Below are 13,521 nucleotides of genomic sequence, written 5' to 3'. Positions count from 1 at the left end.
TTACCGAATCATCCCCACGGATTCTCAGTCGGATATCTTACGCCTGCTGGCTGGTTGTAGCCGATCTCCTCAACCGGTACACCGATATATTTAAATACCTCGAAGAGAGCTTTTCCGTGATGTCCGAACGCTACTGCACCATGATGCGGGAATCCTCCCTCGATCAGCACGTGACGGTAAAAACGTCCCATTTCCGGAATTGCGAATACACCAATGGCTCCGAAGGAACGTGTTGCAACCGGAAGAACTTCACCGTGTGCGATGTATGCACGAAGTTTGTTGTCCGCGGTACTCTGCAGACGGTAGAATGTGATATCTCCTGGTTTGATATCTCCCTCAAGAGTTCCGTTTGTAACTTCGATTGGAAGGGATCTTGCCATGATCATCTGGTATTTCATCTCACAGAAGGACAGCTTGCTGGATGCTGTGTTTCCACAGTGGAATCCCATGAAAGTATCTTTCAGTGTGTAGTTGAATTTGCCCTCGATGGACTCTTTGTACATATCCTTCGGTACGGAGTTGTTGATATCCAGCAGTGTAACGATATCATCGCTTACTACCTGTCCGATAAACTCACTTAATGTACCGTAGATATCTACCTCACAGGATACCGGAATGCCCTGTGCTGTCAGACGGCTGTTTACATAACATGGAACAAATCCGAACTGTGTCTGGAATGCAGGCCAGCATTTTCCTGTCAGTGTTACATATTTGCGATATCCTCTGTGATCTCTGATCCAGTCTTTCAAAGTCAGCTCATACTGTGCAAGTTTCGGAAGGATCTCCGGTTTCTTATTTCCGGCGCCAAGCTCTTCTTCCATCTCTTTTACGATTGCCGGAATTCTCTCATCGCCTTCATGTTTGTTGAATGCCTCAAAAAGATCCAGCTCGGAGTTCTCCTCGATCTCTACCCCAAGATTGTAAAGCTGTTTGATCGGTGCGTTGCAGGCAAGGAAGTTTGTCGGACGTGGTCCGAAGCTGATAATCTTCAGATTGCTTAAGCCCTCGATTGCTCTTGCGATCGGAAGGAAGTTATGGATCATATCCGCACAGTCCTCCGCGTCACCTACCGGATACTCCGGAATATAAGCTTTTACGTTGCGAAGCTGCAGGTTATAGCTTGCATTCAGCATACCACAGTAAGCATCTCCACGTCCCTGGCAGAGGTTATCCTGTGTCTCCTCAGCTGCTGCGATGAACATCTTCGGTCCCTCGAAATGTTTTGCAAGAAGAGTCTCGGAAATCTCCGGTCCGAAGTTTCCAAGATATACACAAAGTGCGTTACATCCTGCTTTTTTGATATCTTCAAGAGCCTGGACCATATGGATCTCGCTCTCTACGATACAGACCGGACACTCGTAGATGTCTTTTGCATCGTATTTCTTTGTGTAAGCCTCTACAAGCGCTTTTCTTCTGTTTACAGAAAGGCTTTCCGGGAAACAGTCTCTGCTGACTGCAACGATTCCGACTTTAACTTCTGGCATGTTGTTCATAATCTTATTCTCCTTTCTCATCTCTGAATGTTTCTCAGTCAAGTGTAATGTTCTCACCTTTCAGACCATTGAATGCGCCCTCGATCTTTGCATCCTCATGAGCGATGAGCCATTTATTTTGGGCTGTCATTAATCCATTCTCGCCGTCTTTTGGCATCGGGAAATCAATCTCTGTATTGGTTCCTCTTGGAAGAACAACCACACACTGGAATCCGCTCTCATTCACATGGCATGGTGCATAGTGAAGCGTTGTTGCATAAACCTCAATTCCTGTTCCTGCCGGTACAAGGAATGCTTCGATATTCGCTGTGTCGTATGTAAAATCGGCTTCAATATCCTGCTGATGTCCAATGAGCAGAACCAGATCTGTCACAGCCACATTGATCTCGGAATTGCGGTGATACTCCACAGCATTCAGTTTCTTATTATGACCATTGCAGTATCCGATCTCAATTGGCAATCCACCGAACGCTTTGTTTTTCAGATCTTTTTCCACATCAAGGGCTTCAAGTTCCTCAACAGACGGAACATATACCACATTTTCGGGAACCGGTGTGTGCTTCATTTCTTTCAGAAGCGGCCCGAAATTGTATCCCTCCAGGACTTTTCCGTATTTTCGGAATGCCGGATCTGTTACTTTCTGAATTTTCACGTTTCAAACCTCCTTACAGAATTACTGTTCCACAGTTTCTTCACTTCTTCGTTTTGAACTGAAAAAAGCATACCACATCGTGGTATGCTTTTCGCCGTTTTTCTTGTCTCATTCATAGCACTTTTTTGACATTTTATTTTATCTGCCGTTCTACTTTCCCCGGAAGGATGCCATATCGTTTCACAAATTCCTTGGAAAAAGCCCTGCTGCTTGCAAACCCGTTATCAAGGGCAATGGAACTGATGGTATGGTCTGTATTCAGAAGTTCCCTGTAGGCGTAGGCCATGCGGATATCCTGTAAATATGTCTTAAAATTGACCTTTGCGTATTTCCGGAACATTCTGGACAGATAAGCGTCCGAATATCCAAACATGGCTGCAAGACCGGAAAGCTTCAGATCCTCCCTGTAATGTTCCCTCATATAAGTGGTGATTTTTGACAAAGCATCCAGTCTACGGCTGTTTTTCAGTTCGCTCTCCTCCACTTCCGTCTCACGGTATGTGGAAACCATAAGATAAAGTATCTCATAAAACACAGCCCGGATACGAAATTCATAACCAGTCTCCTTCGACAGATAGATCCTGTACAAATCCTGAATCAGAGAAACCATTCTTTTATCAGTTTCTGATGGTTCTGACGCCACAGGAGCATAAACGTCTTCCCTATGCCTTACATTTCTGCTGTGAAACCGGATAAACCGCTGTGCGGTAAAATAATCTGTAAACTGTTTCAGAGGGATCTGTAAGACAATAGTCTCATTCCGCACAGGTGCCTGAATGGAATGAACTTCATTGGAATTGATAATCAGAAACTCTCCTGCCTTCAAAGGATACTCTACCTCATCAATATAGAAGAAAAGGCTTCCTTCCATTACCGTAAAGATCTCTATAGACGTATGCCAGTGTTTTTCCCTGACATAATTCCCGTTTCTTCCTTCAAAGAGAAAAAGTTTGAAAGGAAGTCCCTCATTTGGAATGATCAGTTCATGCTGAAACTCCATATTTTTCCTCCTCTTCTCTCTTTCTCTGAGCCGTCTGCACACGACGGACCATACTGCCGTAAAAAGCTGCCAGAATCTGCTGGAACAAAGTTCCGATCATAACCGGAAACAATACCTCCGCCGGAAAATATGCTCCTGCAATTACGGCTCCTGCACTGATATTACGCATTCCCGATCCGTAAATCATGGAAACCGTAGCCTCCTTATTCTGCTTTGTAAGAATGGCAATTCCCCAGCCAATGGCATATCCCCCTGCTGCCAGAAGCAAAATTACCGCAGCTACTTCCAGCCGCTCCCCGTTAAGATGTTTCATATAGGGAGAAACCTTGGAAGAATTGGAGGTCACCACGAAAATCAGACATATCTTTGAAAAAGGTGCGAGTTTTTTTGGCCAGGTCTCCATCACTTTTCCATGACTGAACTCATTAAGACACATCGCCAGAACTGCCGGAAGTGCAATCATAAAAACCAGTTCTTTCATCATTCCCATGGTATCCATCTTCACGCTGGAACCAACCAGAATTTTCAGAGCCACCGGAATCAGAAACGGAGCCAGAATTGTATCGATGACAACCAGTGAAAGCGACAGTGGGCTGTTTCCATTATAAATAGACACCCACATCAGGCTGATCACTGCGGTAGGCACAGAAAATTCCAGAACCATCCCTGTGACATAATTCATATTCTGTGGAAATAAAAGATGTCCCAGACCACAGGCAATCACCGGCACCAGTACATGGAGAACCAGCAGCATCAGAATCAGCGGAAGCGGCTTCTTAAATACGTCCGCAACATCCCGGAACCTGGATTTCAGCGCACCTATAAAGGTCATAAAAGCAAACGCATAAGTTACATAAGGCACGCCATGTTTTGCGATATCCGGAAACAGTACACCCATAAGGAGGCAGGCAGGCGTTACAAACGCCATCCATTTTTCAATAAAACTGTTAAATTTCCCCAGCATATTCCACCTCTTATCCTTCTTTTTTCAATTCTTTCTATCAGTTTAACACAAAAAATTTCCCTTGCAAGAAAAATATAAGCGGTTTTATAGCCGATTTCCGTCAGATATGATATGATAGGGTAATACCCATCCTTAGGTAACATAAAGACAAGGCAGAATCTCTTCTCTGCCTGAACGGTCCTCTTTATGACCGTGTACTTAGAAAACGAGGTAAAAAATGATTTCTTTAATTATACCATGCTTCAATGAGGAAGAATCCCTTCCACTTTTTTATCCGGAAGTTACTTCTGTCCTCCAGGAAATGAACTGCGATTATGAGCTGATTTTTGTCAATGACGGTTCCAGAGACAGAACCCTTGAAATTTTAAAAGAACTTTCAGAAAAAGATCCCCACGTGATCTATCTTTCCTTTTCCAGAAATTTCGGAAAGGAAGCAGCCATGTATGCCGGTTTCTGTAATGCCCGTGGTGACTATGTTGCGGTCATGGATGCTGATCTTCAGGACCCGCCGGCCCTTCTTCCGGAAATGCTTCAGAAACTGGAATCCGGAGAATATGACAGTGTTGCCACCAGACGTGTCAGCCGTGATGGGGAGCCTCCCATCCGCAGCTTTTTTGCCCGGAAATTTTACCAACTGATTAACAGAATTTCCGATGCGGATATCGTAGACGGAGCCAGAGATTTCCGTCTGATGAAACGCAGTATGGTAGACGCTATCATCTCTATGAGCGAATACAACCGTTTCTCCAAGGGAATCTTCGGATGGATCGGTTTCAAAACCCTCTGGCTTCCCTACAAAAACATCGAACGTGTTGCCGGTGAAACCAAGTGGAATTTCTGGAAGCTGTTTAAATATGCCATCAGCGGAATCATTAATTTCTCCCAGGCTCCACTGACCATTGCTTCCTGGTTTGGAACCAGCATGACTGGTGTTTCCTTCCTGGTCCTGATCGTTATCGTACTGCGTAAGCTGATCTTTGATGATCCGGTCGACGGATGGGCCTCCACTATCTGCGTGATTATTTTCATCGGCGGCCTGCAGCTTTTCTGCCTTGGCATCATGGGACAGTACATAGCAAAAACCTATATGGAAGTCAAGCACCGTCCCCATTACATTATATCAGAGTCCAATAAAAAGGACTTTAATCCCATCCGTTAATTTTATTTACTCTGTCGGCAGCTCTACCACCTGATATTCGTGGCCCAGCGCCGGCAGAATTTTTTCTTTTACATCACTGGTTTTCATTAACAAAGTGGAAGTATTGATACACGGATGGCATCCGAAGTATTCTTCATCCAGAACTTCTCTGTCGATCACCAGATGTACTTTCTTATCTTTGTCAAAGATCAGTCCCATCAGACTTAAGGATCCTGGCGTAATATTCAGATAGTCCTCCATCTGTTCTCCCTCTGCAAAGGAAAGCCTGGCTGTTCCAATCTGCTTGGACAGAAATTTCGTTTTAAACGGTTTCTCCCCCGGCATCAGCAGAAGATAAAAATCCGTTTTCTGACGGTTACAGAGAAACAGATTTTTGCATATCTGAGCTCCCAGAAGCTGATCCACAGCCTCACATGCCTCCATTGTCATCAATGCCTCATGATCCGCCCTTTTATATTCCACTCCCAGACTGTCCAGAAAATCGTACACTGCGATCTCCTTCTCCAGACGGCCCGCTGGATTTTCCGGTCTTCCTGTATAGATAGTTTTGTCAATTCTTGGTTCTCCCATATTTTCCCTTTCCTACTGATCTTTCATTTCACACTTTTATCTTATCCTTATCTCACAAGCATCTGTCCGGCAAAAACAGCCAGCACACCGAAAACAGCACTTAAAATCACATAAAGAAGTGCCAATCCAATCTGGCCTTTTTCCATCATCGCCCCTGTCTCATATGCAAAAGTAGAAAATGTGGTAAACCCGCCACAGATTCCTACTTTAAGAAACAGTACAAGCCCTGGATTCAGCGATGTATTTTTTGCCGCAGATGCAGCGATAATCCCAATTACAAATGCGCCTGTTACATTTATAATCAATGTTTTTACCGGAAAGCCCTGACTGTTTTCCACTGGCAGTAATCCCAGAAGATATCTGCATACAGAACCTATAAAGCCTCCCATTCCCACAAATAAACAGTTTATCATTGTTTTTTCCTCCCACCTGATTATATCAGTCCAAAAAAATATCCGCAACCTTGCCGTAATTGCTTTCCACCCGGTGTTTTCCCTTTGCATTCCCACCGGTTCATGATATACTGAATTTATCTCTGTCTGTCCTGTCAGATTGCGGGGCAGACGTATTTATTTTGAAAGGAATTACCATGAAACGAATCAAAAATATTGATCTGCTTCGGGCCGGAGCAATTCTCTACATTATGCTGTATCACTGTTATACGCTGTCCGGGAAGCCCTGGCATGCACACACTGCCATCCATACATTTCTTTCCTTTGGCGGAGAAGTTGGTGTAACTCTGTTTTTCCTTCTCAGTGGATATGGAATCTATCTTTCCCTGGCTTCTGCCGAGGAAAGAGGGCACCTCCCAAACTGGGGTTCTTTTATGAAAAAAAGATGCCGCCGCATTATGCCCCAGTATTACGTCTGTGTTACCGTGCTGCTGATCTTTATGTCAACCCGTCTGATTGGCAGTGATGGATTCCGGCATCTCTTTGCCTACTATACTTTTACAGAAAATCTCTCCCCGGTTACACATGGTTCCATTAACGGTGCCCTATGGACTATGGGCGTAATCTTCCAGTTTTACCTGATTGCCCCGCTTCTCTACCGTGCAGTCAAAAAAAACTGGCTTATCTCTTCCATTGCGGCGATTCTGTTTACCGTTTTCTGCAGAATCTTAATTGTCCGGTATCTCCGCGCAGGAGGGATTTCTGATACTTCCATATATTTTGTATACGAACGGCAGGTATTCTCCTCTCTGGATAATTTTGTCCTGGGAATGGCTGCTGCCGCATTTTGGAAGCATGCCGGAAAAAAGATCCAGGAACACCGTCTGAAGCTTGGTCTTCCTACTTCCATTATCAGCATCGTGCTGATTCTGATATGGATTTTTTACTACAGCAATCACAGGCTTTATGGTGCCAGTGCAGTGGGATATCCCTCCCATTCCATCCTGGCGGTTCTCCTTTCTGTTCTGCTTGTCGGGTTTTCCATACTTCCGGAAATGGACTTTCCGTTTTTCCGTCCACTGTATTTTGTGGCCAGAAACCAGTATGGAATCTATCTGTGGCATATGCCCGTTATCATGACTCTTCAGGCTGGTTCTCCATGGTTCAATGCCTTAAGTCAGCAGCGCTTCTGGCTGTTCCTGCCCTGTATGCTTGTGATCGCCTGTACATTTGGCTATTTTTCAACCCGTTTTATCGACCATCCAAAGAAAGGATAATCTCACATGAATAACCGATCCGCAGTCAACCATAAAATCCGCAAACATTTTAATGAACTGATCTATAACGTAGCTCGTTACACTGAGGTTGTTTTGTCCATTGTAATTCTTATTGTTATCGCCCTGTCCTGTCTCCGGCTGATTCTCACAACCGCCGGCACTTCTGTCATGCATATGGACACCGATTTTTTTACAAACTTTCTTGCCCAGGCACTGTCCCTTGTAGTCGGTGTTGAGTTTGTAAAAATGCTCTGCCGCCATTCCGCCCAGACAGTTGTGGAAGTTCTCCTTTTCGCCACGGCAAGACAGATGGTAGTAGAACATCTTCAGCCTACCCAGACCCTGATCGGTATTCTCGGTATTGCCATTCTTTTTGCAGTCCGGAAATATCTCATGACAGACAGCGATGATATGTCCCCGAAACACCATTCCACAGATAATTCAGAAAAATAAAAGAAGTTCGTACCAGACATTTCACTGATGTTCCGGTACGGACTTCTTTCTTTTTTATTTCTATATATTTATGGTACGATTCGTTCTCAGAAATATTTTCTCAGAAGATAAGTCGGTGTACAGCTCCATGCATGGCAGTAACTGTTTACAATGCTGGAACCATATGGGGACTCTGCCGGATTTTCCGGATTGTAAAGTTCCCAGAATGTATCCGCACCGTGACCGATCATTCCTCCCCAGTAATATTTCATGTAATCCATTGCCTGTTCTTTCTTTCCTGTAAAAAGAAGCGCTTCTACAAAATGATGGTTCATATACGGAGAAACCATGCCTTTTTCCGGCTTCAGCGCAATAACTCTGTCCAGAATTTCACTGCATGTATCCACATCCGCAACCTCGGCAAGGATCATCCATACCTGATTTGCATAGTTGACCTGGCGCTCTTTTCCGCTTACAAAAAGTCCCTGTTTCTCATCATAGAGATACTTCCAGGAAGCTTCTGTTTTCAGACGGATTTCCTCGGAAAGTCTGGATACCTCTTCCTCATCTCCAAGGACCTCGGCAATTTTCTTTACACGTTTTGCACAGTAAATATAAACGCCCTGAACTCCACACTGTTTGTCCAGTCCTTCTGTCCAGTCAATGAATCCCCAGAAGCCATCCTGCTCTTTCAGAATGTGATTCTCGTCAAACTGCTCTGCTGCAACTTCCATCTGACGATACGCACATCTGCTGAGTTCTTTCAGAGTTTCCATATCTTTGGATGCCTGATAATAGTCATACAGAGTCGCTCCGAAAAACATGGAATAATCCAGAAGGAACGTATCATCCGCAATGACTTCCGGCTCCGTAAACAGGCAGGCACTTACCTGTCCGTTATCTTTTGTCTGACCTGCAAACAGATACAGGCAGCGTTTTACAAGGTCATAATTTTTGAATGTTTCATAGTTTGCCAGAGCCTGCAGTCTCAGATCTCCAAGCCACAGACGGCGGTCTCTCTTCGGTCCGTCCTCAAAAACATCCTGCATGCAGTTATGAAGGGTACGAAGACTGACACGGTCCAGTTTCTTCACCATCTCATCCTCAGTCTCAACCGGTTTTACATCAGACATGCTTACGGAGGAAACGCTGCGGCATACAACGTCCTCCACTACCAGCTGCCATTTCATGGAAGTATCAATGGTTTCAATCTCCAGATAACGGAAAGCATATCTTCTTGGAAGTACCAGTGTTGCAGGAAGTACATCAATGTGGAACCATTCCTCCTGAATCCATCCACGGCTGATCCATCCATCATAATCCTCGGATTTCTCAGTCATCTCTTTTGCGATTTCGCCGAATTTCAGTTTGAAAAATGCCGGTGCATCCTGCGGACTTCCCACAGAGGCAAGTTTCAGTGTCACATATCCAACCTGATGATCTCCAAAATCCAGGCAAAGCTTATCGCCTTTTTTCATATGATAATTTTTCAGGTTATCCACAGAATCTCTGTGAAGCACCTCCGGATATACACCGTCAGTCTCACGGATATCCACAATTTCAACCGGGCGTACCAGAGTTTCTTTTAACTGTGGCGCACAGTCTGCTGCTTTTTTCAGAAACTCTTCATTGGAAACACGTACCATATTTAAATCGATACTTACTTCTGCCATGTTTTTTCTCCTCTCACACATTGATAATCTGCTGTTTTCTATTTCTTTCAGCCCCCTGTTACCGGGCCTTTGTTTCTTTCTGCTTTTTATCTTAACGTTTCGGACACCTGTTCTTCAAGTGTCATTTTTACGGAAAAATACTGACATTTTTTTCGTTCTCAGGATTTGGATATGATATACTGAACAAAAGACTTTTTAACTGGAAAGGAAAACTTTATGCAGATCTCCAAAAAAGATTTTCATCGATATCTCTCAGAATATACGGAAGATGAAATTTTTTACAGAAATACATACCTTCAAAGAACAGAACATCCGGAAACATTCCGGGAGTATCTGAAGAGTCTGGATCCTGCTTATATTCAGGACCGGCGTCTGTATGTGCCGGAACTCCAGGAGGAGCCCTGGTTTCCATCTATGGGAGAAAACGATGTTTTTGCCAATATTCCGGAAAATATCGTGATCAGCAAACATTTCCGCTACACACCGGAGTTTACACATAAACATGACTTTTTTGAGATTCTCTGTGTCTATGACGGAACTGTCAGCAATCAGATTCAGGGAATCCATCATACCCTGCACACCGGAGATATCTGTATTATCCCTCCAAATACCCGCCACAGCCTGGGCGTTTTTGATGACAGCCTGGCCTTTAATATTATTGTCCGGTCTTCCACTTTCCAGAGTACTTTCTTTCAGTCAATGGCCGCAGACAGTGCCCTGGCGAAATTTTTCTCCCATGTGCTGTATCAGAAAACAGAAGGAAATTTCCTGATCTTTCATGCCGGTGAAGATGAACGGATTCTTTCCACCCTGGAGGATCTCTACATTGAATATATGCTTCATGCCAGGTATCGTTCCGCCTTTCTCAATGCGGAACTGATGATGCTCTGGGCACAGCTGCTCCGTTATCACGAGAATGATATCGAATCCATCCTCACCAAAACCGCAGGCAACAGCAGTATTCCGGAAATCCTGAATTATCTCAGTCAGAATTACCGTACCGCTACCCTTCATGATACCGCTGCCCATTTCGGATACAGTACCTCTCACTTCAGCACCTTGATTAAGGAAGGCACCGGCCGTACTTTCCTTACCATCATAAAAGAGCTGAAACTAAGCCAGGCCAGCCGCGCACTGCGGGAGACCTCGCTCAGTATCAACTCCATCTGCGAACTGACCGGATACGAAAATCCGGAACATTTTATGCGATTGTTTAAGAAAACTTATAGTATAACACCCGGAGAATACCGGAAGGAACACAGAGGGAAATGATTTTGCCCAAAATTATCTGTCCAAAACATTTCTTGCTGCCCGCACAGCCGCTTCACTGGTTCTGTAAATGGTATATTCACTGAGAGACGGCAACCCCATGTTGACTCCCTCTTTCCGATACTCCATTTTGCTGTCCAGTTCTGTTTTTCCGGACATATGATATGCAGTTACTCCACAGAGCGGATAAAGTTTTTCGATTACTTCCGCACAGATTCCTCCGCCTGCCTGGATCTGAATTCTTCCGGTTGCCTGCTCTTTCAGTTCTTTTAACAAGGGCGCACCTTTTAACGCACTGTTTTGCTGTCCGGATGTAAGAATGGTCTGAATTCCAAGTTCCGTGGCCTGCTTAAGAGCTGCTTTCGGATCTTTGCACACATCAAATGCCCGATGAAGAGTAACTGGCATTCCCTCTGCCGCTTCCATCAGTTTTTCCATGCGCCGGATATCAAGGGTTCCCTCCGGCAAAAGCATGCCGATTACCACACCTTCCGCTCCCAGTTTACGGTACATGGTAACTTCCTCACGGAGCATTTCAAATTCATATTGTGTATAACAGAAATCTCCGAAACGTGGCCGCAGCAGAACATGAATTGGAATTTTACTGTATCTCCGGATTGTTTCGAATAATTTCGGGCTGGGTGTTGTTCCTCCGATCACCAGATTCTGACAAAGTTCCAGCCTGTCTGCTCCGCCTCTTTCTGCCGCAAGTGCAGACTCCACAGAATCCACACAAACTTCCAGGATTTTTTGTTTCATTTCAGTACCCCTTTTCCAAATCGTACTCTCTGCTTTTTTTACTTATTCTGACATAGAAATTCATACCCGTCAATCATATTGATCTCCCATCCCTTCTTTCAGTATATTAATGATACACAGATGCATCGCCCATCTGTAACTTGTCCCGTTATAAATAATGACCTCAAACCCTGGCAGAAAATTATGCATCTACTGCAAGTCCCATAAGTGTGGAATGGAGCTTTTCAAGTCCTACATTGTATTTCTCACACAGATCGTAAAGTTCCCCCTGGATCGTTGTGATCACATGGATTCCTTCCTCCTCATTTTCCATGTAGCACGCACAGTCCTGACACTTAAGTCCGCTCTTTCGATTTCGTTCTCCTGTTTTTGTATAACCTGTTACTTTCCACATAAAAGTTCTCCTTTATACCGCATCTTCCACATATAACACTTTGCATGGACTTCCTATTAAATAAATATACCCGCAAAAAAGGAAGCTCTTCCGGATAAAAAGAGCTTCCTTTTTCTGTATTTTCTATATTTTGTGTATTCTTATCTTCTGTACCCTCTATAAAATTCCCGTACAGTCTTTCTCTCTTATCCTCGTTCCGGTATTTTATCTCCAGATAATATACCCCGCATAGATCAGGTACATACACACCATGGAAATTCCCTCTTTCCGGCTGATTCTCTGCTTTGTGGCCGCATAGATCCACACGATCAGCGAGAACACGATAAGTATGACAATATCAATAATATTTTCCCGGATCAGTGCCACCGGATTGATGGCAGATGCAACTCCGAGAACCATCAGGATATTAAAAATATTGGAGCCTACCGCATTTCCCACAGCCATATCCACTTCGTTCTTTCTGGCTGCAACCACGGAAGTCACCAGCTCCGGAAGGGAAGTTCCGATAGAAACAATGGTCAGTCCCACCAGTGTCTGGCTCATTCCAAGATCAATGGCAATGCGGCTGGCAGCATCCACCGTAAGATCTCCGCCAAAGGCAATGGCAAGTGCGCCTCCCACAATAAAGAGGATGCTCTTCGGCCAGGAAAGGATGCCGATTTCTTCTTCCAGTTCTTCCATTCCTTCCATGTCCACATTTTTTCCTGCTGCCCTGGCCTTCATGGCACTTTGGATCATTACCACAATATAGCCTGCAAAAAATCCCAGCAGGATCATTCCATCCAGATGACCAAGTCTCATTCCGATCGTATCTCCTGCTGCCAGGATCCCAAGCCCCAGAAGAAGGAGCGCACAGATCATGGAAAACGGAATATCCCTCCGGATGGTTTCCTTCTGTACCAGGATCGGTGTCAGGATGGAACAGACTCCAACAACCACCATCAGGTTAAAAATATTGGAACCTACCACATTGCTGACCGCAAGCTCATTGTTATTGACCAGTGACGCTGTAACGCTGACTGCGGTTTCCGGAAGAGATGTTCCCATTGCCACAATAGTAAGACCGATGATGATCGGCGGCACCTTCAGCCTTTTTGCGATACTGGAGCTTCCTTCCACAAAGAAATCCGCACCCTTCATCAAGAAAGCAAAGCCGATCACAAGAAAGATTAACACAAGGATCAGTGGTGAACTGTTTACCAGATTTTCCATTTTTCTTCTCACTTTCTGTTTTTATTTCCCACAACCTGGAGATTCATTGTCGCACGCCCTGCTGAAAAAATTCTTTCCGGCATTCTTTTGTTACATAAAAAAGACCCATGTATGCCCTGCTGCAATAAAATATAACAAAGCATACATGAGTCTCATTCTTTAAGATTTGCCAGGTTTTTCAGAAAAAACCGGGTCTGTTGACAAATCACACTTACGTGCGAACTACTCCCTCATGGAATTAAAATTTTCAATTTTTTTCAATTTAACAGAATTGT

General features: G+C 44.4%; 14 protein-coding genes. 4 read left to right on the top strand and 10 right to left on the bottom strand.

The window, feature by feature from the left end:
• Positions 1-8 precede the first annotated feature (8 nt).
• From G5B06_RS00230 to G5B06_RS00215, 4 genes are all read right to left on the bottom strand, one after another.
• Positions 9-1,493 carry an L-fucose/L-arabinose isomerase family protein gene (locus G5B06_RS00230; RefSeq protein ID WP_173762703.1) on the bottom strand — a complete coding sequence of 495 codons (1,485 nt, stop codon included), beginning with the start codon at positions 1,491-1,493 and terminating at the stop codon, positions 9-11.
• A 34-nt stretch (positions 1,494-1,527) separates the two neighbouring features.
• Positions 1,528-2,145 carry a DUF4867 family protein gene (locus G5B06_RS00225; protein ID WP_173771101.1) on the bottom strand — a complete coding sequence of 206 codons (618 nt, stop codon included), beginning with the start codon at positions 2,143-2,145 and terminating at the stop codon, positions 1,528-1,530.
• Between the two features lie 133 nt (positions 2,146-2,278).
• A complete protein-coding gene (locus G5B06_RS00220) occupies positions 2,279-3,145 on the bottom strand; it encodes an AraC family transcriptional regulator (protein WP_173771100.1) in 867 nt (288 codons plus the stop codon).
• Positions 3,129-4,109 (bottom strand): bile acid:sodium symporter family protein, encoded by a 981-nt coding sequence (locus G5B06_RS00215; RefSeq protein ID WP_173771099.1) that lies wholly within the window; start codon positions 4,107-4,109, stop codon positions 3,129-3,131. The genes G5B06_RS00220 and G5B06_RS00215 overlap by 17 nt, the downstream gene beginning before the upstream one ends.
• Before the next feature lie 217 nt (positions 4,110-4,326).
• On the opposite strand from G5B06_RS00215, the gene G5B06_RS00210 reads away from it, so the two are divergent.
• A complete protein-coding gene (locus G5B06_RS00210) occupies positions 4,327-5,268 on the top strand; it encodes a glycosyltransferase family 2 protein (protein WP_173771098.1) in 942 nt (313 codons plus the stop codon).
• A 6-nt stretch (positions 5,269-5,274) separates the two neighbouring features.
• Here the strand turns inward: G5B06_RS00210 and G5B06_RS00205 are convergent, their stop codons facing one another.
• Together G5B06_RS00205 and crcB are read right to left on the bottom strand one after the other, a co-directional pair.
• Positions 5,275-5,838, bottom strand: a complete 564-nt coding sequence (locus G5B06_RS00205) for a prolyl-tRNA synthetase associated domain-containing protein (protein ID WP_173771097.1) — start codon at positions 5,836-5,838, stop codon at positions 5,275-5,277.
• A 47-nt stretch (positions 5,839-5,885) separates the two neighbouring features.
• The gene (crcB, locus tag G5B06_RS00200) at positions 5,886-6,251 is read right to left on the bottom strand and encodes a fluoride efflux transporter CrcB (protein WP_148445064.1); all 366 of its coding nucleotides are present in this window, start codon (positions 6,249-6,251) and stop codon (positions 5,886-5,888) included.
• A 176-nt stretch (positions 6,252-6,427) separates the two neighbouring features.
• Here crcB and G5B06_RS00195 point away from each other — a divergent pair, with 176 nt between their 5' ends.
• A complete protein-coding gene (locus G5B06_RS00195; protein ID WP_173771096.1) occupies positions 6,428-7,507 on the top strand; it encodes an acyltransferase family protein in 1,080 nt (359 codons plus the stop codon).
• Positions 7,508-7,513: 6 nt separating this feature from the next.
• The gene (locus G5B06_RS00190) at positions 7,514-7,960 is read left to right on the top strand and encodes a phosphate-starvation-inducible PsiE family protein (protein WP_173771094.1); all 447 of its coding nucleotides are present in this window, start codon (positions 7,514-7,516) and stop codon (positions 7,958-7,960) included.
• Positions 7,961-8,046: 86 nt separating this feature from the next.
• Here G5B06_RS00190 and G5B06_RS00185 read toward each other — a convergent pair whose 3' ends face one another.
• Entirely contained in the window at positions 8,047-9,612 is a 1,566-nt protein-coding gene (locus G5B06_RS00185; protein WP_173771092.1) for a cellobiose phosphorylase, read from the bottom strand.
• 216 nt (positions 9,613-9,828) lie between these two features.
• Here G5B06_RS00185 and G5B06_RS00180 point away from each other — a divergent pair, with 216 nt between their 5' ends.
• Complete coding sequence (locus G5B06_RS00180) at positions 9,829-10,884, top strand: AraC family transcriptional regulator (RefSeq protein WP_173771090.1); 1,056 nt, start codon at positions 9,829-9,831, stop codon at positions 10,882-10,884.
• 12 nt (positions 10,885-10,896) lie between these two features.
• Here G5B06_RS00180 and G5B06_RS00175 read toward each other — a convergent pair whose 3' ends face one another.
• The 3 genes from G5B06_RS00175 to G5B06_RS00165 form a co-directional block, all read right to left on the bottom strand.
• The gene (locus G5B06_RS00175) at positions 10,897-11,640 is read right to left on the bottom strand and encodes a copper homeostasis protein CutC (protein ID WP_173771088.1); all 744 of its coding nucleotides are present in this window, start codon (positions 11,638-11,640) and stop codon (positions 10,897-10,899) included.
• Between the two features lie 181 nt (positions 11,641-11,821).
• Entirely contained in the window at positions 11,822-12,034 is a 213-nt protein-coding gene (locus G5B06_RS00170) for a hypothetical protein (protein WP_148445070.1), read from the bottom strand.
• A gap of 204 nt (positions 12,035-12,238) precedes the next feature.
• A complete protein-coding gene (locus tag G5B06_RS00165; RefSeq protein WP_173771086.1) occupies positions 12,239-13,246 on the bottom strand; it encodes a calcium/sodium antiporter in 1,008 nt (335 codons plus the stop codon).
• Between the last annotated feature and the right edge of the window lie 275 nt (positions 13,247-13,521).

It is taken from the genome of Blautia luti (genome assembly GCF_013304735.1).
Classification (GTDB): Bacteria; Bacillota; Clostridia; order Lachnospirales; family Lachnospiraceae; genus Blautia_A.
This window is presented reverse-complemented; position numbering and strand designations above follow the sequence as displayed.